Genomic DNA, 23,474 nt, shown 5'->3' with positions numbered 1-23,474 from the left:
CCTTCAAAGCTCGAAGATCTTCTTTTCGGTCCGGTGCAGGCACTCGCCCGGGCCATTGGGGCCGATCAGGTAGTTGTCGCAAATCACCGCAAAGACGCGCCCGTCGTCATACCCCGGGTGAACGGCCATCAACATGCCCTCGGCCAGAGGCAGCGTCTCATCCTGGCGGATCAGCGGGCGCTCGACCATCTCGCTGCCCTGCCCGTGGGCAAAGAGGCGCGTCTCGGCCGGCAAGTCGCGCGCCTGCATGAAGCCATCATGCGCGAGCGCCACCGCTGCCGGATCGGCGCCGGGCAGCAGCAGGCCCAGAACATGGTCCTGTGCCGCCTTCACATGCGCAAAGGCCTGCAGCAGATGGTCGTCGGCCGCGCCCAGAACCATGGTGCGGGCAATCTCCAGATAGATCCCGCCGGGGCCGTTCACCTCGATCAGGATCGACAGATGGTCGCCCTGCGCCATCTCTCGCTGCTGCAAGTGCCGGCCGTGGAACCGCGACGCCTCGCCCAGCCGGGCCGAGAGGCCAAGATGGATGCCCTGATCGCTGCCCAGCCTACGGCCTGCCGCTTCGGCCACCGCCATGATCTGGCGGTCGGTGACGCCGGGGCGCATGGCATCGCAGACCTCGGCAAAGACCGCATCCTGAAGCGCGGCCGTCAGGCGGATCAGCTCCTGCTCCTCGGGGCTCTTGGGCGCCTTCACAAGATCAAGCGCATCGGTCGCATCCACCGCTTCGAACCCCCACGCCGCGATCCCCGCGACAAGGGAGTGCGGCAGCGCACCCGGCGCCAGCAGGCCGACACGCCGCGCGCCGCCCTCGGACAGCGCCTGCACGACCAGCGCGCTGTCATATTCGACCGTGTAGTGAATCGACACGAACGAAGGCGTGCCCAGGATCCGGTCCACGCCGCGATGCACAGCATCGTGGGTAAGCGATCGGTCGGTACCGAAAGCGCCCATCTCGACCACCGTCATCGGCCGGTCCGCCCAGAAGATCACCGACCGGGGGTAGCCGTTCATCGCCGGAACGTCGGTAAACCAGCGGACATAGCCGCCCATCCAATCCTCGCGCGCCTGCATCACCAGCGCGTCCAAGCCAAGCTCTGACATGACGGTGCGGGCCAGCTGCCAGCGCCGTGCCATCTCTGCGTCCGAAATCGGGGAAACCGTCTTCATGCGTCGCCTCCATGTGCGATATGCCCCGGCAGAGCCACTGTCCCGCCCTCACGCCACATGCCGATATTGCGGATCAGCAGCGGCAGGGCCTGTTCGTGATACGAGTCCGACATCCCGCCGATATGCGGCGTGACGATGCAGTTTGGCGCCGACCAGAGCGGGCTTTCGGGCGGCAGTGGTTCAGTCGCAAACACATCCAGCGCCGCGCCGGCGATCTGCCCCTCGGTTAAGGCCGCCAGAACCGCCGCCTCGTCCACGCAGCCGCCGCGGGCAATGTTCACCAGCACCGCAGCGGGCTTCATTGCCGCCAGCACCGCGCCGTCCACGATATGATGGGTCGAGGCGGAATAGGGCACCAGAACGACCAGAACATCCGTCTCGGTCGCAGCAAGGCCAAGCTCTGCTCGCGGATAGACCCGGGCAAAGCCGGGTGCCTGCGTGCGGCCGTTCGACACCGCAGTGACGCGCATCCCGAAGGCGCGTGCGCGGTGCGCCAGATCCTCGGCGATGGCCCCGAGGCCCACGATGCACAGTGTCTTGCCCGACAGCAGCGGCTGCGGCCAGCGGGCCCACCGACCCTCTGCCTGATTGGCCAGGATCTCGGGAAAGCGGCGCAGCAGGGACAGCATCAGCAGGAAGGCCAGTTCCGACATCTGCGGGCCGTGGATGCCGTTGCAGTTGGTCAGCGTCACATGCGGCGGCAGCACACCCGGCTTCAGCAGATTGTCCACCCCGGTGGTCAGCGCCTGAACCCAGTCCAGCTGCGGCGCGCTAGCGACCAGCGCCGGCGTCAGCGCCGGGGCAAGGCCGACCAGCACCCGCGCGTCCCGTCCATGCTGCAGGGCGACCGCCATGTCAGAGGTTCCGACGACATCAAGATCGGGATAATACTCCCGCAGCTTGTCGGCATAGAAGTCGGCCTTCGTGTCGAAGATCAGGATCGGTCCGCCCATGGCGTCCTCCGGTTAATACAGGACGCCCGGCAACCACAGCGCCAGCGACGGCATGGCAAAGAGCAGAAGAACCAGCACGACCGGTGCCAGCAAGAACGGCAAGATGGCGCGGTAGAGCTCGGCCATGGACAGGGTCGGGGCCTGGCCACGGATGATGAACAGGTTCATCCCCACCGGCGGCGTGATCAGGCCCAGTTCCACCAGAACCGTCACCAGAACGCCGAACCAGATCGGGTCGAACCCGAAACCGGTGACGACCGGCAGGAACACCGGCACGGTGATCAGCACCATTCCGATGCCTTCGAGGAAGCACCCCAGTAGGATGTAGATGAAGACGATCAGCCCCATCACCACGAAGGGCGAAAGCTCGGCCGCGGTGGCGAGGTTCAAGAGCGTGTCCGGCAGCCGGGTCTGCACCACGAAATTGGCAAAGATCGTCGCGCCGATGATGATCATGAACAGCGCGCAGGACAGCGCGACCGAGGCACGCACCGCCCTGACCAGCCCACGCAGGGTCAGCGAGCGGCGCAGCAGGCCCAGAACGATGGCGCCGAAGGCCCCGATCGAGGCAGCCTCGTTCGGGCTGAAAATCCCTGCATAGATCCCGCCGATGGTGATTGCGAACAGCAAGATGAACTGCCAGGGCCGGAGCAGCGCCCGCAGCCGCGCGCCAAGCGGCAGGCCGGCATCATGCGGCGCGGCATCGGAGCGGTGCGCGAGCCAGACGGCGATGACCGCATAGAGCCCCATGAGCACGAGGCCCGGCAGCATCGACGCTGCGAAGAGGCGGGCCACCGATTGCTCGGCAATGGACCCGTAGATGACGAGGATGATGGACGGCGGGATCAAGATGCCGAGGGTTCCGCCCGCCGCAACGGACGCAGCGGCCGTGCCCTGGCGATAGCCCGCCCGCTCCATCTCCGGCATGGCGATGCGGGTCATTGCGGCGGCGGTGGCCACCGACGAGCCGCAGATCGCCCCGAACGCGCCCGAGGCGGCAATGGTCGCCACAGACAGGCCGCCGCGCAGCCCCGAGACCAACGCGCGCGCCGCCTGAAACAGGTCGGCCGACATACGCGACCCCGAAGCGACCTCTCCCATCAGGATGAACAGCGGCACGACAGACAGGCTGTAGCCTTGCGCCACGTCGAAAAAGGTCGTGCCGACCACGAATTTGGCGACCTGCACATTGTTGAGGGCAATGATGCCGCCGATCCCGCACAGCACCATGGCGAGCCAGACCGGCTGGCGCAGAAACAGGAGTATGAACAGCAGGCCGATGCCGGTGCAGCCAAGAATAAAGGGCGTCATTCCTTTGCCCCTGTCCCGAACCCAGCGAGGCGATCAACCGAGGCGACAAGGATGCCCGCCATCCCGGCAAAGGCCAGCGCCCAGAGCATCCAGACCGACAGGCCCAGTTCCAGCGACCGTTCCTTGTAGCGCCAGGCATCCCCGGCTGGCCCGATCATCGCATAGAACACAAAGGCGATGACTGCGATGGTCAGCAAGACGGACAAGGCCTTGAGAAGCCACACCACGCGCGCCGGCAGCATCGCATCGACCAGATCGATGGCGATCTCGGCGCCACGGGCAATGACCCCACCCATACCGAAGAACACCATGATCAGCAGAGAAAATGACACCATGTCATAAGATCCGCGCAGCGGCTGCCCCAGAAGATGGCGCATGGCCACATCGGCGACGACGACCAGCATCATGACAACGAGGGCGGCAGCGGCCAGCCATTCCTGCGCGCCGACCAATGCGCGCGCAACCCTGTGAAGCGGCCTGTCCGGCATCTGGGCCTCCTGTTGGTGGGGCATATCTGTGGGATGGCGGGGCGGAGCACGCCCCGCCCCTGCGCAGCCTACTTCATGTAATCCGCAAGGAACTCTGCGCCCCGTCCGCCTGTGGCGGCGACAGCGCTGTCCACGATCGGCGAGATCGCTGCGCGCAGCTTCTCCTGCTCGGCGTCCGGCAGGCTGAGGATCTCGACTCCGTTTTCGACCATGTAGTCGCGGCCCTCTGCCTCGCCCGCATCCCACATGGCGCCGAACCATGCAGCGCGTTCAGGTCCGGTCGTCTCAACCACCAACGCCTGCTGTTCGGGTGTCAGCCGCGCATAGGCACTGTCGGAAATGACCACCGCGAAAGAGGCCGAGGCCAGACCCGGCTCCATCGAGAATTTCGTGACCGGCCCCAGATCAAAGGACTTGGTCGCCTCGAACGGGAAGGCGGCGGCATCGATCACGCCCTTCGATAGGGCATCCGCCGTCTCGCCCGGCGGAACCGGCAGCGGCGAGGCGCCGACAGCCTCGATGATCTGCTGCCAGATAGTCCCGGCATAGCGCACCCGCAGGCCCGACAGATCGGAGACTGAGGTCGGCTTGCGGTCCCGGAAATGCACCTTGAGCGGCGGCGTGACCGCCATCCACAGGATCCGCGTGCCCGGATGCTCTGCAGCCAGATAGTCGGGTGCAAGTTCGGTCAGGCGGCGCGAGGACACGGCGCTGGCATCGCCCTCGGCGGGGTGAGACAGCGGCAGGCCAGCCAGTTCGGTCATCGGGAACCGCCCGGGCGTCGCACTGTGAAGGATGATCGCCATATCGGCGGCGCCGGAAGTCACCAGATCGAACTGCCGCGGCGGCGGGCCAAGCTGGGCGGCGGGAAACACCTCGAGCGACAGCTCGCCACCAGTTTTCTCCGACAGTTCCTCCGACCAAAGCCCGAGCGCCTGGTTGAAGGTGTGGTTGGGCGGCAAGTAGCTTGAAACCTTCAAGGTTTCGGCGGAAACAGCGGTCGTGGCGGTATAGAGTACCACAGCCGCAAACGCGGCTTTCCGTGCAAATCTCATGATGTCCTCCCTCTTCGGATCCTCCATCCGAATTCCACGATACAATGCATCTGTATCGCTATTCAGTCAACGCCTATCCGAATGGAGCTATGAGCGACGACTAAAACGTACAAGTAGAAGTTTCGAAAATATCTTTATTTAACGAAAAATATCATCTAGCCTTGCTTCAAACGGCCAAGCGGGGCCTCGGCAAGGAGATGATGCGTGCAAGAATCTGACGTCAAACTGCGCCTCGGCGTGATGCTGGGAAGCCTGCGCAAGGCCTCCTTCAATGCCGCCCTTGGCCGCAGCCTGGCCACCTATGCGCCAAGCAATACCCGGATCGACTTGCTTCCGTCGATCGGCATGCTGCCCCATTATAATCAGGATATCCTCGACGAAGGCATCCCCGAAGCGCTGGCGCAACTGGCCGAGGCCATTCGCGCCGTCGATGGGGTGATCATCGTATCGCCTGAATACAATTGGTCGATGCCGGGGGTGCTGAAGAACGCGCTGGACTGGCTGTCACGGCTGAACCCGGGCCCGTTGCAGGACAAGCCGGTCACGCTCTTCACCTCTTCTCCGGGCCTGCTTGGCGGTGCCCGCGCGCATGCGCCGATCCGCAACGTGCTGCTTGCGCTGGATTGTAAGGTGCTGGTCAAGCCAGAGGTGCAGATCTCGCAGATCAAGGCCAAGCTATCGGCGGACACGCCCACCATCACCGACGCGGCGACGGCAGATTTCGTCACGCAGCGGTTGGCCGCATTCAGCGACTTCGCGCGGCGGGGCTGACCCGCCGCAAAAGACCATCACATCTTCAGGGGAGGAAAGATGCAATGAAATTCAAGGGTTTCCTGGGGCTTGCCCTTTCGGCGACTGCCTTCGCTTCGGCGGCCTATGCCGAGCCGGAAGTGCTGCGGTTTGCCGTCTCTGTTCCAGCGCAGGTTCACTACAACCAGAAGGTTCTGATTCCCTGGGCCGAAAAGGTCACGGCGGATTCGCAAGGAACGCTGGTGGTAGAGATGTATTTTGCCGGCGCGCTCGGCAAGGCGGGCCAGTTCGTGGATATCGTCCAGAGCGGGGCCGCCGACATCGCCATGGACATCACATCCTACTATCCGGGCCGCTTTCAGCAATCGGATGTGGCCTATCTTCCGAACCTGATCGGCTACGATTCGGTCAAGGCGTCCGAGGCTCTGTGGGCCATGTATGACGAGGGCGCTTTCGATGAGGACTACGCCGGCCTGAAACTGCTGGCCGTCAGCACGCCCACCGCCGCGATGATGATGACAACCGAGACGCCAGTGACGGCGCCAGCGGATGCGGCGGGCCTTCGGATCGGTGCCGGCGGACGTATCAAGGCGGCGATCCTCGATGAGGTCGGCGCGGCGATGATCAACCTCGATGCCTTCAACATGTATCAGCCGCTCGGCCGCGGCGTGGTTGATGGTGTGGTCACGCATTTCACAGGCATCGCAGCATTCCGGCTGAACGAGGTGGGCAAGTTCTACACCGAGGTTCCTCTGGGCGGGTCCTTCACGCCGGTATTCATGTCGCAAGGCCGGTTCGACGCCCTGCCCGAAGCGGCGCGCAATGCCATCGAAATGAACTCGGGCGCGGCGATGTCCGCAGCCCTGGGTGAGGTCTGGCGCGAGGCCCATGCCGAGGGCCAGGCTCTTGCGACAAGCACGGGCGGCACGATCATCGTGCCCGAGGGCGAGGCTGCTGCGGCATGGGAAGGCGCCCTCAACCCGGTCGTGGAGCAGTGGGTGTCCGAGGGCGAAGGCCGTCAGGTGCTGGTCGACCAGCTGAAGGCGCATCTGGCCGACTAGCCCCGGTCGTCGCCCGGCAGCCTTGCACTGCATGAAGCCGGCCGCTGGAGCAAAGCGGCCGGTTGCGTTTGGAGGCAGCGCCTAGATTTTCCCGGTCAGGGTGGGTTGCAAGACATGATCCCCGGTCAGCTCCGCCAGATCGTTGACGCCAACAAGCGCCATGTCCGTCAGGATCTCGTTTCTCAGCAGGCTGTGGGCATGGGCTATGCCGGCCTCGCCGGCCAGCGCGGCGGCATAGTTGAACGGGCGACCGACCCAGACAAAGGCCGCGCCGAGCGCCAGCGCCTTCACGACATCGGTTCCGCGCCGGAAGCCGCTGTCGATCATCACCGGCATCTCGCCCGCCGCCGCAACCGCTGCAGGCAGCATCCGCATTGGCGAGGGCGCACCATCCAGTTGGCGGCCGCCGTGATTGGACAGGATGATGGCATCGGCCCCGGCCTTGCGGGCCAGCGCAACGTCACCCGCGTGAAGGATCCCCTTCAGCACCAGCTTGCCCCGCCAGCGGCCCCGCAGACGGTGGATGTCCTCCCAGGACAGCCAGTCGCGGCCGCCGGTTTCGCGTTCGACATTCCGGGCGAGAATGGGCACGCCCCGGATTGCCTCGTTATTCTCGAAATGCGGGATCCCGTGGCGGACCAGCGTCCGCAGCGCGGTGTTGATCGTCCAGGCCGGATGCGTGACCCCCTGCCAAAGCAGCGACAGGCTGGGCTTCAGCGGTGTTCTGAACCCGGCGCGCAGGTTATTCTCGCGGTTAGGCAGGACACTGACATCGACGGTTATGACCAGCGTGGTGAACCCCGCCGCCTCAATCCGGCGCACAAGCGCCTCGGTACGTTCGGGCGTCGGGGGAACATAGGCCTGAAACCATGTGTCGGGGGCTTCCCGCACCACATCCTCGAGACGGATCAGGGATGAGCCCGACATGATCGCGGGAATGCCAAGCGCCGCCGCCGCGCGGGCCTGCGCCAAGTCGCCGCGATAGGCAGACAGGGCGCTGAGCCCCATCGGCGCGATGCCGAAAGGCGCAGAATGGCTGCGCCCCAGCAGCGAGGTCTCGGCCCGCCGCCGCTGCACATTCACCAGAACCCGAGGGGCAAGCTGGATCTCGCGGAACACGGCGCGGTTGTCGGCAAGGCTGGTGTTATCCTCGGCGCCGCCGGCGATGTAGCCAAAGACCGGCCCCGGCAGATGCCGCCGCGCAGCCCGTTCGAAATCGTCGAGGTTGAGGATCTGCGCCAGCCTGCGCTGCACAAAGAACGCCGTCATTGCCAAGGCTCCGGGCAGGCATATCGCCAAGCCCTCCGAAAGTCATTCATACAGGCGGAACGCGCGGCCTGTAGCGGCCGCGCGGCGCCCGGTCAGGCTTCGTCCGCGATGCCGTTGACGAGCACGCCGATGCCGCTGATCTCCACCTCGGCCAGATCGCCGGGTTTCATGAAGATCGGCGGCTTGCGCGTGAAGCCTACCCCGCCCATCGTGCCGCTGGCGATCAGGTCGCCCGGTTTCAGCGGCAGCCATTCCGAAATGTAGCTGATCAGCTTGGCCACCGAGAAGATCATGTCGCGGGTATTGGCCGTCTGCAAGACCTCGCCGTTCAGCCGGAACTCGATATCCAGCGCCTGCGGATCGGGGATCTCGTCGGCGGTGACCAGCCAAGGGCCCACGGCGCCAGTGCGGTAGAAGTTCTTGCCGGGCGTCAGCTGGCGGCTGTGGAACTGATAGTCGCGGACGCTGGCCTCGTTCATGGCGCTGTAGCCGAACACATAGGGCAGTGCTTCTTCCGGCGTCACATAGCGCGGCACATGGCCGCCGATCACCACCAGCAGCTCTGCCTCATAGTCCAGATGCTCGGACACCTTGGGCCGGATGATATCCTCGCGGTGGCCCAGAAGGGTGTCGGCCATGCGTGCAAACATCATCGGATATTTCGGAACCTCGCGCCCGCCCGGAAGGTGGGCGTTCGCCTCAGCGACATGGTCGCCGTAGTTCAGCGCCACGCAGAGGATCTTGTCGGGATTGGGGATCACCGGCAGCAGCGTCACGCTGTCCAAGGCGATTTCACCCGGTCCGGCGGCCAGCGCGCGTTCGGCCTCAGCGCGCCAGTCACTGCTTGCGATGAGCGTCTTGAGATCGGGATATTTCCCGTTCAGCCGCGCCTTCAGATCCACGATCTGATCGCCCTGGACGAGCCCGAAGCTGGCCTCGGAGTTCCGTTCATAGCTGACAAATTTCATCTTGGTTTGCTCCGTCACGCTTGCATGGGTTTGGGGGTTCAGAACTTCGGGCCTTCGCCCCGCGCACCTTCGGCAAAGGTCAGACCGCCAAGGCGCGCGTGGATCCGGCCACCGTTGGAGATGGCAAGGGCGAAGAGAATCTCGTTGGGCCGGGGGCCATCGGCGACGCTGATGTCGATGCCGTCGAAATGGCTGCGCACCCAGGGGCTGTGGACGCTGACCAGCGGGATATGCAGGCGGTCGCCCGCATTGCCGATGATCTGGCCTGCCGAGACAAATCCGCGGACCCCAAGCAGCCGTTTCAGCGCGGCGCCACCCGGCGCGTGCCAGGCGGCGCCTGTCTCGATCTCGCCATGCACCCCGACGATGGTGCCCTTGCCGAAGGATTCGATCTGCTCGGCCGGCAGCCCGAGCGCATCTAGGAGCCGCTGCGCCAGCATGGCGCCGAGGCCGTCAAGCGCCTGAACCCATTCGCCCAGTTCCTCGACATAGCGCCCCGCATAGGGGTTGGCGACCACGGCCGCCACGGCGCCCTTGCGCAGGGGCCGGTCCGCCGGCTTCCCGCCGTCGTGCCAGATGTCCTCAACGAAGACAGCGATCTTGCGACATTCGATCTTGATCATCGGTTCCTACCTCTGTGCGCCACAGTCCGACCTTTCAGCCGGATAGCATCGTTTTCGCACAGTGTCTATAATTTCGAAAAAAAGAATTACGCTCGACAAACTGGCTGTCACCATATAATTGAGAGACCCAAGGGAGACGGTCGCACTAGGGGGGCGGGGCATTCGTGCCCGTCACGCGCAGCGCGGCCACAGGGAATCCCAGTGACAAGGCTCTTGAACGGATGGCACAGCACATGAGCGGCATTGAATTCACGTTCCGGAAAACGCGCCCCGCGGACCACCCGAAGGCGCGGTACCCCGGCCTCCGCCCCACGCAGAAACGCTTCTCAAAGGGCGAACAGGTCGCCCCGGGCGCCCTGCCCCTGCTCTGCGATATCGTGATGGATCAGGATGTCGCCGTCACCTTGCGCGACGGCAAGCGCATCTATGTCGATATCTTCCGCCCGGCCGACCACACCCAGCCATTGCCGACCCTTGTCAACTGGGGCCCCTATGGCAAACAAGGCGGTGTGATCGCATTCGAGGATCTGCCCTTCCGCGGGGGCGTGACACCCGGCATGGTCTCGGGGTTGGAAATGTTCGAAGGTGCCGACCCCGCCTATTGGTGTGCCCACGGCTATGCGGTGGTTAATGTCGATGCCCCCGGCACCATGAGCAGCGAAGGCGACATTCACTGCTGGGGCCGCCAGGAAGGCCGCGACGGCCATGATCTGGTGGAGTGGGTCGGGGCGCAGAGCTGGAGCAATGGCAAGGTCGGCCTGACCGGCACCTCATGGCTGGCGATCGTGCAATGGTTCATCGCGGCAGAACAGCCGCCTCACCTTGCCGCGATCTCGCCCTGCGAGGGCTGGACCGATCTTTACCGCACCGATGTGGTGCGCGGAGGCATCCCCGATTTCGGCTTCAACGACCATATGCTGTCGATGTTTGCCGGGCCCGGCGGGGTCGAGGACGTGCCGGCAATCGGCAGGACGGACACGCTGATGAACGACTATTGGCGCGACAAGATCCCCGATCTGGGCAAGATCGAGGTGCCGGCATATGTCATCTCCAGCTGGACCAACCTTATCCACGCCATCGGCACCTTCAACGGCTGGTGCGGGCTCGCCTCGGCTCAGAAGTGGCTGCGCGTCCACAACAGCCACGAATGGGCCCATTACTACACCGAGGTCGACGATCTGCGCCGGTTCTTCGACCGCTTCCTGAAGGGCGATCAGAACGGGTGGGACGAAACGCCCCCGGTGCGGCTCGCGGTTCTTGATCCGGGCGGCGAGGACATTCTGGACCGGGCCGAGGCAGATTTCCCGCTGCCCCGAACGGTCTATACCCCGCTCTATTTGGATGCTGCGACCGGGACGATGGCGGCCGAGGCACCGGCGCAGGCGGCTTTCGCCGAGTATGACCCGGCCGACAAGACAAGCCGTGCCGTCTTCACCCATCGCTTTGACCGCGACACCGAGATTGTCGGCTACCTCAAGGCCCAGCTTTGGGTTGAGGCCAAGGAGGCCGACGACCTCGACCTCTACGTCGAGGTTCGCAAGCTGGATGCGGATGGGCGCCATCTGGGCTGCTGGACCTTCCTGCCGCCGGGCAAGTCGCGGGACGTACCGCCCGACAACGTGGAAAGCCAACCCGGCATGTTCGTCTTTTCAGGGGCGAAGGGCATGCAGCGCGCGTCCCTGCGCGCCGTCGATCCGGCACTGTCCGGCCCGGCGCGGCCCCATCACACCTATGACCGCACCCAAAAGCTTGCACCGGGCGAGGTTGTGCCCGTCGATGTGCAGATCTGGCCGTTGGGAATGCGCTGGTCTACCGGGCAGCAGATCCAGCTGGTGATAGCCGGTCAGAAACTTTCAGGCGCCGAGTTTCCGGGGCTGGCAGGCCCCGACACGGTCAACCGCGGCCGGCATGTGATCCACACCGGCGCGGAGCATGGCTCGTACCTGATGCTGCCGGTCACCGGATAGGTGCCTCGGCATGAACGATTGCCCGGCCACCAGGCACAGGCAGGAACGGAGGAGAAGACCTTGAAAATCGCAGTCATCGGCGCGACCGGCACCATCGGCAGCCTCGTCACGGGCCTGCTACTGGACCGCGGCCATGCCGTCACCGCCATTGCCCGCAACCCGGGCAGCGTGCCGGACCATCCGGGTCTGACCCGCGCGCAGGCGGATATCTTCAAGTTCGATCAGCTGCGCGAGGCGCTGGCGGGGCATGAGTCGCTGGTCGTGGCCTTCGCACCCAAGGACAACAGCTATCCGGGCTACATGCAGCTGGTCGAGGCTGCCTGGCGGATCAAGCGCGCCTTCAAGGAGGTGATCCCCGAGGCCTATTTCCTGAACGTGGGCGGCGCCTCCAGCCTCTGGACCCCGCGCGGTTTTCAGATGTTCGAGGACCCGGGCTGGCCGCACTGGTTCTTCAACGCGGCCGGGCCGGAGCATTGGGCGCGGCTCTACAAGCTCAGCGGCGGGATGCCCGCCTTCAAGGAAATGGCCGCGCAACGCGAGGCGATCCTCGCCGACCCCACCAAGGACCGCTATGCCAACTTCACCGGCGAGGTGATCGAGGGCTGGTACAGCGAGATCGACAAGATCTTCGGCAAGGGCATGGGCGGGCGGGCACAGCTCGAGTTCTTCGACTGTGATCGCAGCTTCCGATGGAGCTTTGTCTCACCGCCCTGGTTGCTGGGCCAGCCAGAGGTGACGGGCACCTATCGCACCACGATTGACACGTTGCCGGTCGAGGACGGGCAGCCGGCGGGCATCTCGGTCCAGGATCTGGCGCTGGCGATCACCGACACGGTCGAGGCCAATGGCCGCGTCCACCAGCATTGGAGCGCGGCGCGGGCCCTGCCCGAGGGCGTGGCGGGCTGAAGCATTGGCACCCGGGCGGGACTGGTCCCGCCCGGGTGCCCGCTGTCAGGCGGCCTGCGCGGTCGATTCTGCGGGGAAGAGGTGGCCCGCGAAGGTCAGCACATTCTCGGTCGTCTCGCGGATGTGGCGTTCGATCAGGTCCAGCGCCAGCGGCGAGCGGTCCAGCACGGCATCGCGGATCGCCTTGTGCTCGGCATCCTTGGGCCGCCAGCTGGTGCGGAACTGCGAGGACATCCGGCGATAGCGCAGCGCCCGGTCGAACAGCTTCTGCCGCATCTCGAGCAGCAGCGGCGAGCGCGAGGCGGCGACCAGCGACATGTGGAACTTGCTGTGCAGTGCGCCCCATTCGTCATCGAGGGAGTAATTCTCGCCAAGCCGTTCCTGCAGGCGCTCCATCCGGTGATAGATGGCCAGAACGCCGGCCTCCCAGGCATCGTCGCCGTATTGCATGGACAGGCGCATCAGCTCGCGGTCCAGAAGCACCCGCGCATTGGTCAGATCCTGCAGATCCGCCACCGAAACCGGCGCCACGGCGAAGCCGCGCTGACCTTCCGACAGGACAAGCCCTTCCTCGGTCAGCCGCGACAGCGCCTCACGCAGTGTGGAAAAGCTGACCTCGTAGCGATCCTTCAGCGCCTCGAACCGCAGCTTTTCGCCCGGCGTCAGACGGCAGGTCAGGATGTCGTCCCGGATGCGCATCAACACGTCGCCGGCGCGGGTCTCCCCTTTGATTTTCATGCTCGCCTACTCTCTTATGGCCCCAAGAGGGACTGCGATCCTCGCCAACTTCTAACATAGCACGTATCGAGAGTGAAGTTTCGTAAAACCAACGATTTTCGCATATAGCGGAGAAATCAGAGCCGACATGCCGCGCGTGTATCGCGACAGCAGAAATACCGCTTGTTGAGGCGTGCTGGCAGCCTGCAACCCCCATCCCCCATGCTCCGCTCTCGCTTTTTCGCAATACTCAACTATTTCGAAATTACTTGAGTTGCCACTGCCCGCGCGCTATAGGTTGCTGGTTCACTTGCCCATCCCGGAGGAAAGCTATGGCCCAGATCGTTCACGCTGCAGGGCATCTGAAAATCAACGCCAAGGACGTGGAGGCCTTGGTCAAGGACTCGACCGAAGTGCTCGGCCTGCGCGTCACGCGCGAAACCGGCAATCAGGTCTGGCTGTCGTCAAACGGTCGCATGGCCGAGCTGGTGGTGGTGGAGGCCGAGGAAAACTCGGCCCACACCATCGGGCTCGAAGCGCTGACGGCCGAAGATGTCAAAACCGCCGCGTCACGCATCGAGGCGGCCGGCTGCACCATCGTCGATGACGCGCCCAGCCTGGACTGCATGGATGCCGGCGTCACCTTCACCACGCCCGAGGGGCTGCGCTTCGAAATCCACAGCCCGATCCGCGATGCGATATTCAAGCCGCGCTACGACACCCTCGGCGTCGGCCCGCGGCGGCTGGACCATATCAACCTGCTGACACCCGATCCGCTGGCGACGCAGACCCAGCTGAAGATGATCGGCGATCTGCGCCTGGCCGAGAAGCTGGTGGACGATTCGCTGGCCTGGTTCTATGGCGGCAACCGTCAGCACCACATTCTGGGGCTGGTCAAAAGCCACGCGCCGGGGATCCACCACTACTCGTTCGAATTTGTCGAGTTCAACATGTATTGCCGTCTGGGCGACCTTCTCGACGGCAAGGACCGGCAGGTCCTGTGGGGCCCGGGCCGGCACCGCCCGGGGGACAACACCTACGCCTATTACCTCGATGCCAGCGGCGCGATGGTCGAGTGTTCCGGGCCGATGGCCTGCATCGCGGACGAGCAGTATTTCGAGCCGCGGATCATCACCAATCTGGCGCGCCCCGGCAACGTGCGCGAGATGAATGTCTGGGGCTCTCCGGCACCGCTGGAATGGCGCCAGCACTTCCACCCGTTCATGGCGCTCTGAGGCGCAAGCAGGGTCGGGATGGGCGCCGTGGAGGGCGCCTGTCCCGGTCTGGCCTGTGTCTGCCCCCTAACAGCCTGCAACGCCGCCCCGGCGTTGCCTTGTCGGAACGGACCTTCGGAGGAGAGGACCATGAACCTTGACCGGCTCGACCGTACAGCCTTGGCGGTGACAGAGCGCGTTGCCGCGTTGGGGGTCATCGGCATTATCGCCGTGGCTGTGTTCACCGTGGCGGATGTCCTGCTGAGGGTGGGCTTCAACAGCCCGATCCGCGGGCTGAACGAGATCACGCAGCCGCTGATGGCGCTTGGGGTCGCGGCCTGTCTTCCGGCAGGTGTGATGGGCCGGGTAAACATCTCGATCGACGCCGCCCAGTCCGTGATGCCCAAGACCGTCTATGCTTGGCTTCGGGTGCTGGGGGCCGTGGCGCTGCTGGTGTTTCTGGTGCTGGTGTCGTGGCGGTTGTTTGCCATCGCCGCGCGGGCCTACGATCTGGGCAGCGCGACCTCGGTCCTGCGCCTGCCGCTGGGGCCGATCCTGATGTCGGCCACGGTCATCGTGGGATTGTCGGTGCCGTTCCAGCTGATCCCCGTCGCCCGGTCGCTGTGGGATGCATTCGAGGTCAACCGCCGCGCCGCGATTGCCATCTGTGCGGTGCTGGCGGTTCTGGCCGGGGCAGTGGCCTTCAACTGGCCCGGCGCCGTGGCTCTGGCGCAGCCCTTGCTGGATCTGCCCCCGACCTATCTCGCTCTGGTCTGCTTCGGGCTGATCTGGATCGGGGTGCTGCTGACGATCCCGATCGCCGCCGCGACCGGCCTTGCCGGGCTGCTGGGAAGCGTGCTGCTGCTGGGGCCGGGGCCGGGCCTGTCGATGTTCGGCAATAAGATCCAGGAAATGCTGTTCAATGACAGCCTCGCTGTCCTGCCGCTGTTCCTGCTGATGGGGTCCTTCGCCACGGTCGCCGGCATGTCGGGTGAGATCTACCGCTGCGCGCAGGCCATGATCGGGCATCTGCGGGGCGGCCTCGCGATTGCCACGGTCCTTGGCTCTGCCGGGTTCGGCGCGCTGACCGGATCCTCGCTCGCCACCTCTGCCACCATCGGCAAGGTGGCTCTGCCGGAAATGGCGGCGCGCAACTACAGCCGGTCGCTTGCGGCTGGCTCGGTCGCCGCCGGCGGCACGCTTGGCCAGCTTGTGCCACCCTCGACGATCATCGTGCTCTATGCCCTGCTGACCGAGGAATCCATCGGCACCCTCTTTATCGCCAGCATCGGTCCAGCAGTGCTGACCGTGCTGCTGTATATCGCGGCCATCTTCATCAGCGTCTCGCTGAAACCCAGCTGGGCTCCGGCCGGGACGCGTCCCAGCTTGCGTGACATGGCCGCGTCCTTCCTCGGCGCATGGAAGGCCATCCTGCTGATCGGCGCCGTCATCGGCGGGATCTATACCGGGGTCTTCACCGAGGTCGAGGCCGCGTCTGTCGGGGTCATCGGCGCCTTCATCATCGGCCTCCTGAAGGGAGCCATCCGGCGTGAGACGATCTGGACCATCATGCGCGAGACAACGACGACGGTGGCGATGGTCTATATGCTTATCTTCGGGGCCGCCAGTTTCTCGTTCCTGATGGGGATTTCCGGCCTGCCGGATCTGCTGGTCACCGCAATGACCTCGATCACGCAAGAGCCGATGCTGATCATCGTGATGATCGTGATGATCTATCTTGTGCTTGGCACTGTGATGGACAGCATCGCGATCATGATCATCGCCGTGCCGGTTCTGATGCCGCTGATCACCCAGATGGGGCTTGACCCGATCTGGTGGGCGATCCTGACGATCTGTATCGTTGAGATCGGACTGATCACGCCGCCCTTCGGGCTCAACCTCTTCATTATGAAGTCGATCGATCCCGAGCTTTCGCTGTCGGACGTCTATCGCGGCGTCGCTCCGTTCATCCTCGCCGACCTGATCAAGATCGTGCTGCTGATCGCCTTCCCGATCATCGTGCTCTGGCTGCCGGGCACGAGGTAGCCTCAACCGCGCAGGCGCCACGTCACCCTAAGGCTGACGTGGTTTCTACGCCTGAGAACATCAGGAACGCGCGAAGCTCTTCCACGATCAGCGACAGCATCTTCTCGACGCCGGACTCTCCCTCTGCCGCCAAGCCATAGAGCGGCGCGCGGCCCAGCATCACGGCATCGGCGCCGGCAGCCAGCAGCTTTGCGACATCGCTTCCGCGGCGCACGCCGCTGTCTGCCAGCAGCGTCGCCTCCGCCCCGACGGCGGCGCGGATGGCCGGCAGCATCTCCAGCGGTGTCGCCGCGCTGTCATGGTTCCGGCCGCCGTGACTGGACACAACGACCGCGTCGCATCCGGCACCAAACGCCGCACTCGCGTCGTCTGGATGTGCAATGCCCTTCAACACCAGCTTTCCCGGCCAGCGTCGGCGAAGCTCTTCGACAAAGTGGAGATCGAGGATCGTATCGAGCGCAAAGCGCGGATCAATGACCGCCGATGTGACCTGAGTGCCGACCGCGGGCGGATAGTTCGCGTAGGAGGGCAGCCCCGATCCCGCCCAATACCGACCCATGACGCCAAGCGTCCAGCCCGGGTGCCGCACAAGATCGGCCGCCAAGCGAAGCGAGGGGCGCAGGGGGATCCCGAAGCCGTTGCGCTGGTTGTGGATCTTCTTGGGCGAGGCCGGGGTGTCGACCGTCAGCACCAGCGTCTGCACGCCCTGCGCGGCGACCCGATCGAGCAGCTTCCACGTCTCGCCCCGGTCGCGCCAGACGTAGAGCTGGAACCAAAGCTCCGCCGCCCTCGCATTGCCGGCGATAGCCTCGATGCTGGTCGAGGATTGCGTCGCCGCGCAGAATGGCACGCCCGCCGCCCCGGCCGCCCGTGCGATCTTGACCTCGCCGTCATGGCGCACCAGCCCGGCAAGCGCGGTCGGTGCCACGATCAGCGGCGTCGGGTAGCGCCGGCCCATGACGCTGACCGAGATATCGGGCGCGGCGACCGGCCGCAGGACACGCGGCACGACGCGGCAGCGGTCGAACCCTTGGCGGAGCGCATCAAGCGCCAGCTCCGCTTCGGTGCCGCGGTCGATATAGTCGAACAGCGCTCGCGGCAGGAACCGCCGCGCCTGAACGCGGGCCTCGTCGAAATCGAGGAACCCTGCGTGCGTCACGCGGGTCGACCACGGTCAGCCATGCTCCACCTTGGACAGGAAGGTACGCAGACGCTCTGCCTTCGGCGCGCCCAGAACCTGCTCGGGCGGGCCGTTTTCCACGATGACGCCGCCATCGAGGAACACGACGCGATTGGCGACGTTGCGCGCAAAGCTCATCTCATGCGTCACGACGATCATGGTCGTGCCGTCGCGGGCGAGCGATTGCATCACATCCAGCACCTCGCCGACAAGTTCGGGGTCCAGCGCCGATGTCGGCTCGTCGAACAGCATAACCTTGGGGTCCAGCGCCAAGGCGCGGGCGATGGCCACGCGCTGCGACTGACCGCCCGAGATCTGCCGCGGATAAAGGCCCAGCCGGTGGCCGAGCCCGACCCGGTCCAGCAACGACGCCGCCAGATCGCGCGCGTCCTTCTTGCCCAAGATGCCGTTGAACAGCGGCCCCGACATCACGTTTTCCAGCACCGTCATATGCGGGAACAGGTTGAAGCTTTGAAACACCATGCCGGTCGCCGCCCGGAACTCTGCCCGCTGACGCTCGCGGATGCGGGCCTTGCCGTCGAACTCGAGGCTGCGGCCGGCAATCTCCAACCTGCCCGCGGTCGGCTCTTCCAGCAGGTTGAGGCAGCGCAGCAGGGTGGATTTTCCGCAGCCCGACGGGCCGATCAGCACCGCCACATCGCCAGCCGACACATCCAGATCGATGCCCCGCAGCACTTCCAGCGTGCCGAAGTTCTTGCGCAGATTCCGGATCTTGATCATGTCCGCCCCCGTCAGTGTTTGATTTCGAAGCGGTTCGCCAGCAGCGTCACCGGCGTCAGGATCACAAGGTACAGCAGCGCGGCGAAGGTATAGACCTCCAGCGGGCGGTAGGTCGACATGGTCAGCCCGCCAGCCGCATACATGATGTCGGGCACCGCCACGACCGACAGCAGCGAGGTGTTCTTCAGCTGCAGGATCGTCTGGCTGACGATCGGCGGGATCATCCGGCGCGTTGCCTGCGGCAAGATGATATAGCGCATCTTGGTGAAGTAGCCGAAGCCAAGCACCGTCGACGCCTCCCACTGCCCCTTCTCGATGGAGATCACGCCGGCGCGGAAAATCTCGGCCGCGAAGGCCGCCATGTAGAGCGTCAGCCCCAGCCCGGCCGCAAACCAGTCCGGCAGGGTGTAGCCGGTCACCATCGGCAGCGCGTAGAAGAACCACACGATCTGAACCAGAAGCGGCGTGCAGCGGAAGACGTGGATGTAGAGGTTGACGATGATGTTCAGCACCGGGATCCGCGCCACCAGAACCAGTCCGAGGACGACCCCCAGCAGCAGGCCGACGACGGCGGTGACGAAAGCATAGGCGATCGTCACGCCCGCTGCGCGCAGCCACATCTCGGCGTCGAGCACCACCGACCAATCAAACTCATACATCCTGAACCTCCACAGCTGTTGGTCTGGCAGGGTGCCGCAGGACCGATGGATGCAGCCTAGCCAAGCAATCCCGAAACGCCACTGTTAAGATAAGAAAACCGCCACATCATCGCCATATCCCTAATATGTTATCGAAATACGATAACATATGTCCAGAAACTGGCCGTATTTCGGCTGAATGTAAATATTTCTGGTCTCTTTTGCAGAATATTCTTGCCCCAAGGTCCGCTTGCGAACAGGCTTTGAGTCAAGCGGCGAGGACCAACGCCGTGCCATCCAGACGGGAGACTGACATGACGCTGAAATTCGCCGCCATCGCCACGCTGGCACTCACTGCCGCAACCCCCGCCTTCAGCGAGGCGCTGTGGGACAAGATCGAACGCACCGGCGAAGTCGTGTGCGGGGGCATCCATGCCTACAAGCCGACCTCGTTCTACACGGGCAGCGAGCTGGAATATGAAGGCTACGGGCCGAACGTCTGCCGCCAGATGGTCGCCGACCTGTCCGAAGAGATGGGCAAGCCGCTGACCGTGAAATGGCACGAGACCACATGGCAGGGCGTCGTGCTGGACCTTCAGGCCGGCCGGATCGACATCTTCCCCGGCATGACCGCGACCGAGGAACGCAAAAAGGCGCTGGACATGGCCGGCCCGCTGTACCGGATGACCGATTGCGTCATCGCCGGCACCGGCGCCGAGACCAAGGCGACCTGGGACGAGTACAACTCTGCCGACGTGACCTTTGCCATGGTCACCGGCACCGCGCAGACCCAGTTCATCAAGGACGAGCTGCCGGAAGCCAAGGTCATGACGCTGAAGGAAATGAGCGAGGCGGTGATGGCGGTGCAATCGGGCCGCGCCGACTACCTGCTGCAAGAGCTGCCGATCTGCCTGCAGACCTTCTCGACCGCGCCGGGCGTGTTCTCGGGGTACACCGTGCCGACCCCCGCCCGCGGCATCCCGGCAGCGGCCGGCCTGCGCAAGGACGGCGATGGCCGCCTGCGGGATTTCATCCAGGCTTGGGGTGAAGAGAAGCGCGCCGACCGCTCCATCGTGCCGCTGCTGATCACCGGCTTCCAGGCTGCCGGGATGGACACCTCGGCCATTCCCGAAGGCATCGAGTTCTGATCAGCGCAGGCAGCGTAACGGGAAAGGCGCCGGATTTCTCCGGCGCCTTTTTTCATTTGCGGTCGAGGAACTTGGCCATCTGCGCCTGTGTCTCGCCAAGCTCGAAGGCCTTGCGGTGGATCTGGCGGGCAAGCTCGAAGGTCTCATCGAAGCCGGACTGGGTCGCCGCGCAGATGCGCTGCTTGTTGAAGGCATAGGCGCGCTTGGGCTTGGCCGCGAGATCCCGCGCCAGCTCCAGCGACCGGGCCATGACCTGATCCTGCGCCACGATATGATTGATCAGGCCAAGGCGGTGGCACTCTTCGGCCTCCATGATGCGGCCGGTCATCACAAGGTCGATGGCGCGCGCAAGGCCCAGCATCTCGCGCAGGATCCAGAAGCCGGTGGCGCTGGCGATGCCGTTGTTGATCTCGGGCTGACCCATGCGAGACATCGCATGGCCGATGCGGAAGTCGGCCAGCAGCGACACCTGGAACGCGGAACCGGCAGCGATCCCGTTCAGGGCGGCGACGAACGGCTTTTCGAACCGGCGGATCGCATTGTAAAGCGTGCGCCACTCCTCGATCCACAGCTCGGCCCGGTCGGCATCAAAGCTCTTGCCTTCGTTCAGGTCCTGCCCGGCGCAAAAGGCCCGGTCGCCCGCGCCGGTCAGGATCACCGCCTCGACCTCGGGGTTCTTCGATGCGCGCAGGATCGCGGTCACCAGATCGTCGCGCATGGGCTTGTCCCAGGCGTTCAGCTTGGCAGGCTTGTTCAGCGTGATGACGAGGACAGAGCCCTCCATCACTTCAAGGATATGGTCGGTCATCTTTGGTCCTTTCAGGGGCGGGTCCAGTCGCCCGAGGGCGATGCATCGAGCAAATGCTTCATGATCCGCTGGCTTGGGGTTCGCTCGAATTCTTGGGTAAAGGCGATGTGACGCGGCAGTTGATGGGGCGCGAGGCGGGTGCGAGCCCATGTGAAGATATCGGCTGCGGTCACTTCGGTTTCGGGGGCCAGTTGGATGAACAACTTGATATCGGCCTCGCCCACCTCGGCCTTGACGGGGATCACCGCGCAGGCGGCGACAGCGTCATGCTGCTCCACCACATGCTCCACCTCCCAGGCCGAGACATTCTCGCCGCGCACGCGGATCGTGTCCTTCAGCCGGCCGTGAAACTTGAAGCGGCCCTCGGCATCCATCTCGCCTTGGTCGCCGGTATGCAGGCGCCCGCCGCGCAGCGCATCGCGCGTGGCGGCTTCCGAGTTGAGGTAGCCGGTGAACAGCGCCGCCCTCCCCGTCCCGATCGGCTCCACCACGATCTCGCCGCGGGTGCCGGGCGGGCATTCGCTGCCATCCTCGGCCAGGATCTTCACGTCGAACCACGGCAGGGCGCGGCCGATATAACCGGGCAGCCCTTCGGTGTTGACCGTGGTCAGACTGGAGGCTTCGGTCATGCCGTAGCCCTCGACGATGCGCACGCCGAACCGGTCCGAGAACGCCGTCCAGACATCCGCCGTGCAGCCCCCGCCCCAGGCGACGGTGACCTTGTGATCCTTGTCGCGCGGGCTGGCGGGCTGCTTCAGCAGCATCTGCAAGATGCCGCCCAGATGGTGGATGCGGGTCGCGCCGCAAGCCCGCACCTGATCCCAGAAGCCCGACACCGTCAGCCGCGGGGTCAGTGCCAGCGTCACGTCGCGGATCAGCGGCAGCATGATCAGCTGTGCCCCGCCGATATGGTGGAACGGCTCCCAGACATAGAGCACATCGCCGGCTTCGGATTGCGAGGAGCGCGCCGCCGCCTCGGCCGCGAAGCGCATCATCGCATGGGTCACGGGCACGGATTTGGGCCGCCCCGTGGTGCCGGAGGTGAAGCTGATCATCAGGATATCCGACGGATCGACGTCCACCTTGGGCGGCGCAGCATCGGCCCCCAGCGAGGCTGCCAGATCGCCGTCGCGCAGGACGACCGGTACACCCGGATGCCCCGCCTTTGCCACCACATCCGCCAGACCCGTCTCGGCCAGCGCAAGCTGCACGCCCGCCTCGGCAAAGATGTAGTCCAGATTGGCCGGCAGCAGCCGCGTGCCGACCGGAACCCAGATCGCCCCAAGCCGCGCGATGGCCAGCACGGCGCAGAGGTAGTCGCTATGCGTGTCCATCATGCAGGCGACGCGGTCGCCCTTCCGGATGCCGCGCGCAGCAAGACCTGCCGCAATCCGGTCCGCGCGGGCCATGATGTCGGCCAGACGGTGGGTGATCAGGCCATCCGCGGTAAATTCCGATGCATATATCCTGTCCGGCTCGTCCCGGACGCAGCCCGCCACCAGATGCAGAAATCCGTAACCTTCCCAGTCGAACACCTGATGCTCCGTCCTTCAGATAAGTTATCGCATTACGATAAGTATTATTGACAGTAGAGGGTTAGGTGCGCAGAATGTCAATGTGCAGTTGGGCATACCCGGAAAGGAAGAGGGCGCAGATGTCAGATGAGAAGGACGATCCGCTGATGGTTCGGGCGGTCGAGAAGGCCTTTCGCATCCTTGCCACCTTTGACGCGGCCAATCCGCGCCAGACGCTGACCCAACTTGCCGACAAGGCCGGGCTGGACAGGTCGGCCACGCAGCGATTCACCCACACGCTGTCGCGCCTTGGCTACCTGCGCAAGGACGGCCGCACCAAGGCCTATGAGCTGACGCCCAAGACCCTGAACCTGGCCTATCAGTACACGCGGTCAAGCCCGGTCGTGCTGCGCGCCCATCCCTACCTGTCGCACCTGAACCGCACGACAGAGGAGACGATTTCCCTGACGGTTCTTGATGATACAGAGATCATCTACCTCTCGCGCTACCTGTCGCCCAACGTGCTCGACACCGATGTCATCGTCGGAAGCCGGCTACCGGCCTATTGCAGCGCGGGCGGCCTCGCGCTGCTGTCGATGCTGGAGGATGCGAAGATCGAGGAGGTTCTGGACCGGTCTCACCTGCGCGCCTACACCGCCAAGACCATCTATGACCGCGAGGGGATCTGGACCCGCATCCGCTTTGTCCGCGAGCATGGTTTTGCCATGGTCGAAGAGCAGATCTACCCCGGCGACATCTCCATCGCGGCGCCGATCCTGCTGGCGGACGGGAATGTCATGGCGGCGGTCAGCCTTGGCGCCTCGCGGTTCCGCTATCAGGCGGATGCCATGGTCCAGCGCTTTGTGCCGGCATTGGTCGCCGCGACGCGTTCGATGTCGCAAGCGATTCCGACCTGAATTTTCGGTAGCTTGTATTGTATTATA

At 64.8% G+C, this 23,474-nt stretch carries 22 protein-coding genes; 8 read left to right on the top strand and 14 right to left on the bottom strand.

Annotated features, from left to right (window positions below):
* Nucleotides 1–3: 3 nt before the first annotated feature.
* The 5 genes from Q8S30_RS17935 to Q8S30_RS17915 form a co-directional block, all read right to left on the bottom strand.
* Nucleotides 4–1,173 (bottom strand): Xaa-Pro peptidase family protein, encoded by a 1,170-nt coding sequence (locus Q8S30_RS17935; protein WP_305667387.1) that lies wholly within the window; start codon nucleotides 1,171–1,173, stop codon nucleotides 4–6.
* Nucleotides 1,170–2,126, bottom strand: a complete 957-nt coding sequence (locus Q8S30_RS17930) for a D-2-hydroxyacid dehydrogenase (RefSeq protein ID WP_305667386.1) — start codon at nucleotides 2,124–2,126, stop codon at nucleotides 1,170–1,172. The genes Q8S30_RS17935 and Q8S30_RS17930 overlap by 4 nt, the downstream gene beginning before the upstream one ends.
* Nucleotides 2,127–2,138: 12 nt before the next feature.
* On the bottom strand, nucleotides 2,139–3,437 hold the full coding sequence (locus tag Q8S30_RS17925) for a TRAP transporter large permease (RefSeq protein ID WP_305667385.1): 1,299 nt from the start codon (nucleotides 3,435–3,437) through the stop codon (nucleotides 2,139–2,141).
* Nucleotides 3,434–3,925 (bottom strand): TRAP transporter small permease, encoded by a 492-nt coding sequence (locus Q8S30_RS17920; protein ID WP_305667384.1) that lies wholly within the window; start codon nucleotides 3,923–3,925, stop codon nucleotides 3,434–3,436. Before Q8S30_RS17920 ends, Q8S30_RS17925 begins: the two co-directional genes overlap by 4 nt.
* Before the next feature lie 68 nt (nucleotides 3,926–3,993).
* Nucleotides 3,994–4,980 (bottom strand): TRAP transporter substrate-binding protein, encoded by a 987-nt coding sequence (locus Q8S30_RS17915; RefSeq protein ID WP_305667383.1) that lies wholly within the window; start codon nucleotides 4,978–4,980, stop codon nucleotides 3,994–3,996.
* 204 nt (nucleotides 4,981–5,184) lie between these two features.
* On the opposite strand from Q8S30_RS17915, the gene Q8S30_RS17910 reads away from it, so the two are divergent.
* Nucleotides 5,185–5,751 (top strand): NADPH-dependent FMN reductase, encoded by a 567-nt coding sequence (locus tag Q8S30_RS17910; protein WP_305667382.1) that lies wholly within the window; start codon nucleotides 5,185–5,187, stop codon nucleotides 5,749–5,751.
* Between the two features lie 44 nt (nucleotides 5,752–5,795).
* A complete protein-coding gene (gene dctP / locus Q8S30_RS17905; RefSeq protein ID WP_305667381.1) occupies nucleotides 5,796–6,791 on the top strand; it encodes a TRAP transporter substrate-binding protein DctP in 996 nt (331 codons plus the stop codon).
* A gap of 81 nt (nucleotides 6,792–6,872) precedes the next feature.
* On the opposite strand, the gene Q8S30_RS17900 is transcribed toward dctP, so the two are convergent.
* The 3 genes from Q8S30_RS17900 to Q8S30_RS17890 all read right to left on the bottom strand — a co-directional run bounded on the left by Q8S30_RS17900 (nucleotide 6,873) and on the right by Q8S30_RS17890 (nucleotide 9,651).
* Entirely contained in the window at nucleotides 6,873–8,060 is a 1,188-nt protein-coding gene (locus Q8S30_RS17900) for an alpha-hydroxy acid oxidase (RefSeq protein ID WP_305667380.1), read from the bottom strand.
* Nucleotides 8,061–8,152: 92 nt separating this feature from the next.
* Entirely contained in the window at nucleotides 8,153–9,028 is an 876-nt protein-coding gene (locus Q8S30_RS17895; RefSeq protein WP_305667379.1) for a fumarylacetoacetate hydrolase family protein, read from the bottom strand.
* Nucleotides 9,029–9,066: 38 nt separating this feature from the next.
* Complete coding sequence (locus tag Q8S30_RS17890; protein ID WP_305667378.1) at nucleotides 9,067–9,651, bottom strand: amino acid synthesis family protein; 585 nt, start codon at nucleotides 9,649–9,651, stop codon at nucleotides 9,067–9,069.
* 233 nt (nucleotides 9,652–9,884) lie between these two features.
* On the opposite strand from Q8S30_RS17890, the gene Q8S30_RS17885 reads away from it, so the two are divergent.
* Together Q8S30_RS17885 and Q8S30_RS17880 are read left to right on the top strand one after the other, a co-directional pair.
* Nucleotides 9,885–11,618 carry a CocE/NonD family hydrolase gene (locus Q8S30_RS17885; RefSeq protein WP_305667377.1) on the top strand — a complete coding sequence of 578 codons (1,734 nt, stop codon included), beginning with the start codon at nucleotides 9,885–9,887 and terminating at the stop codon, nucleotides 11,616–11,618.
* 60 nt (nucleotides 11,619–11,678) lie between these two features.
* Nucleotides 11,679–12,524 carry an NAD(P)-dependent oxidoreductase gene (locus tag Q8S30_RS17880; protein ID WP_305667376.1) on the top strand — a complete coding sequence of 282 codons (846 nt, stop codon included), beginning with the start codon at nucleotides 11,679–11,681 and terminating at the stop codon, nucleotides 12,522–12,524.
* Between the two features lie 45 nt (nucleotides 12,525–12,569).
* Here Q8S30_RS17880 and Q8S30_RS17875 read toward each other — a convergent pair whose 3' ends face one another.
* Entirely contained in the window at nucleotides 12,570–13,262 is a 693-nt protein-coding gene (locus Q8S30_RS17875; protein WP_305667375.1) for a GntR family transcriptional regulator, read from the bottom strand.
* 311 nt (nucleotides 13,263–13,573) lie between these two features.
* Between Q8S30_RS17875 and Q8S30_RS17870 the strand changes: the two genes are divergently transcribed.
* Both Q8S30_RS17870 and Q8S30_RS17865 read left to right on the top strand, forming a co-directional pair.
* A complete protein-coding gene (locus Q8S30_RS17870; protein WP_305667374.1) occupies nucleotides 13,574–14,476 on the top strand; it encodes a VOC family protein in 903 nt (300 codons plus the stop codon).
* Nucleotides 14,477–14,605: 129 nt separating this feature from the next.
* The gene (locus tag Q8S30_RS17865; protein WP_305667373.1) at nucleotides 14,606–16,501 is read left to right on the top strand and encodes a TRAP transporter large permease subunit; all 1,896 of its coding nucleotides are present in this window, start codon (nucleotides 14,606–14,608) and stop codon (nucleotides 16,499–16,501) included.
* A gap of 22 nt (nucleotides 16,502–16,523) precedes the next feature.
* Here Q8S30_RS17865 and Q8S30_RS17860 read toward each other — a convergent pair whose 3' ends face one another.
* Genes Q8S30_RS17860 through Q8S30_RS17850 form a run of 3 tightly spaced genes read right to left on the bottom strand, consistent with a single transcriptional unit; the run spans nucleotide 16,524 to nucleotide 19,081 of the window.
* Nucleotides 16,524–17,660, bottom strand: coding sequence for an alpha-hydroxy acid oxidase (locus Q8S30_RS17860; protein ID WP_305667372.1), 1,137 nt, complete (start codon nucleotides 17,658–17,660; stop codon nucleotides 16,524–16,526).
* 15 nt (nucleotides 17,661–17,675) lie between these two features.
* Complete coding sequence (locus tag Q8S30_RS17855; protein WP_305667371.1) at nucleotides 17,676–18,422, bottom strand: amino acid ABC transporter ATP-binding protein; 747 nt, start codon at nucleotides 18,420–18,422, stop codon at nucleotides 17,676–17,678.
* 11 nt (nucleotides 18,423–18,433) lie between these two features.
* Nucleotides 18,434–19,081: an amino acid ABC transporter permease gene (locus Q8S30_RS17850; protein ID WP_305667370.1), complete on the bottom strand. Its 648-nt coding sequence runs from the start codon at nucleotides 19,079–19,081 to the stop codon at nucleotides 18,434–18,436.
* Nucleotides 19,082–19,374: 293 nt separating this feature from the next.
* Between Q8S30_RS17850 and Q8S30_RS17845 the strand changes: the two genes are divergently transcribed.
* A complete protein-coding gene (locus Q8S30_RS17845; protein ID WP_305667369.1) occupies nucleotides 19,375–20,208 on the top strand; it encodes a transporter substrate-binding domain-containing protein in 834 nt (277 codons plus the stop codon).
* A gap of 52 nt (nucleotides 20,209–20,260) precedes the next feature.
* Here Q8S30_RS17845 and Q8S30_RS17840 read toward each other — a convergent pair whose 3' ends face one another.
* Both Q8S30_RS17840 and Q8S30_RS17835 read right to left on the bottom strand, forming a co-directional pair.
* Entirely contained in the window at nucleotides 20,261–21,016 is a 756-nt protein-coding gene (locus Q8S30_RS17840) for an enoyl-CoA hydratase/isomerase family protein (protein ID WP_305667368.1), read from the bottom strand.
* Between the two features lie 11 nt (nucleotides 21,017–21,027).
* Nucleotides 21,028–22,551 carry an AMP-binding protein gene (locus tag Q8S30_RS17835; RefSeq protein ID WP_305667367.1) on the bottom strand — a complete coding sequence of 508 codons (1,524 nt, stop codon included), beginning with the start codon at nucleotides 22,549–22,551 and terminating at the stop codon, nucleotides 21,028–21,030.
* A 119-nt stretch (nucleotides 22,552–22,670) separates the two neighbouring features.
* Here Q8S30_RS17835 and Q8S30_RS17830 point away from each other — a divergent pair, with 119 nt between their 5' ends.
* On the top strand, nucleotides 22,671–23,447 hold the full coding sequence (locus Q8S30_RS17830; RefSeq protein ID WP_305667366.1) for an IclR family transcriptional regulator: 777 nt from the start codon (nucleotides 22,671–22,673) through the stop codon (nucleotides 23,445–23,447).
* Nucleotides 23,448–23,474: the final 27 nt, after the last annotated feature.

This window comes from Frigidibacter sp., assembly GCF_030695035.1.
In the GTDB taxonomy this organism is placed as follows: domain Bacteria; phylum Pseudomonadota; class Alphaproteobacteria; order Rhodobacterales; family Rhodobacteraceae; genus Frigidibacter.
Note: the sequence above shows the minus strand (reverse complement) of the source record. Positions and strands in the feature narration are given on the sequence as shown.

Bases quoted from the DNA above. Each gene is read 5' to 3' on its own strand.
- Q8S30_RS17935 (WP_305667387.1), bottom strand. From the start codon at position 1,173: ATGAAGACGGTTTCCCCGATTTCGGACGCAGAGATGGCACGGCGCTGG.
- Q8S30_RS17930 (WP_305667386.1), bottom strand. From the start codon at position 2,126: ATGGGCGGACCGATCCTGATCTTCGACACGAAGGCCGACTTCTATGCC.
- Q8S30_RS17925 (WP_305667385.1), bottom strand. From the start codon at position 3,437: ATGACGCCCTTTATTCTTGGCTGCACCGGCATCGGCCTGCTGTTCATA.
- Q8S30_RS17920 (WP_305667384.1), bottom strand. From the start codon at position 3,925: ATGCCGGACAGGCCGCTTCACAGGGTTGCGCGCGCATTGGTCGGCGCG.
- Q8S30_RS17915 (WP_305667383.1), bottom strand. From the start codon at position 4,980: ATGAGATTTGCACGGAAAGCCGCGTTTGCGGCTGTGGTACTCTATACC.
- dctP (WP_305667381.1), top strand. From the start codon at position 5,796: ATGAAATTCAAGGGTTTCCTGGGGCTTGCCCTTTCGGCGACTGCCTTC.
- Q8S30_RS17900 (WP_305667380.1), bottom strand. From the start codon at position 8,060: ATGACGGCGTTCTTTGTGCAGCGCAGGCTGGCGCAGATCCTCAACCTC.
- Q8S30_RS17895 (WP_305667379.1), bottom strand. From the start codon at position 9,028: ATGAAATTTGTCAGCTATGAACGGAACTCCGAGGCCAGCTTCGGGCTC.
- Q8S30_RS17890 (WP_305667378.1), bottom strand. From the start codon at position 9,651: ATGATCAAGATCGAATGTCGCAAGATCGCTGTCTTCGTTGAGGACATC.
- Q8S30_RS17885 (WP_305667377.1), top strand. From the start codon at position 9,885: ATGAGCGGCATTGAATTCACGTTCCGGAAAACGCGCCCCGCGGACCAC.
- Q8S30_RS17875 (WP_305667375.1), bottom strand. From the start codon at position 13,262: ATGAAAATCAAAGGGGAGACCCGCGCCGGCGACGTGTTGATGCGCATC.
- Q8S30_RS17870 (WP_305667374.1), top strand. From the start codon at position 13,574: ATGGCCCAGATCGTTCACGCTGCAGGGCATCTGAAAATCAACGCCAAG.
- Q8S30_RS17865 (WP_305667373.1), top strand. From the start codon at position 14,606: ATGAACCTTGACCGGCTCGACCGTACAGCCTTGGCGGTGACAGAGCGC.
- Q8S30_RS17855 (WP_305667371.1), bottom strand. From the start codon at position 18,422: ATGATCAAGATCCGGAATCTGCGCAAGAACTTCGGCACGCTGGAAGTG.
- Q8S30_RS17850 (WP_305667370.1), bottom strand. From the start codon at position 19,081: ATGTATGAGTTTGATTGGTCGGTGGTGCTCGACGCCGAGATGTGGCTG.
- Q8S30_RS17845 (WP_305667369.1), top strand. From the start codon at position 19,375: ATGACGCTGAAATTCGCCGCCATCGCCACGCTGGCACTCACTGCCGCA.
- Q8S30_RS17840 (WP_305667368.1), bottom strand. From the start codon at position 21,016: ATGACCGACCATATCCTTGAAGTGATGGAGGGCTCTGTCCTCGTCATC.
- Q8S30_RS17830 (WP_305667366.1), top strand. From the start codon at position 22,671: ATGTCAGATGAGAAGGACGATCCGCTGATGGTTCGGGCGGTCGAGAAG.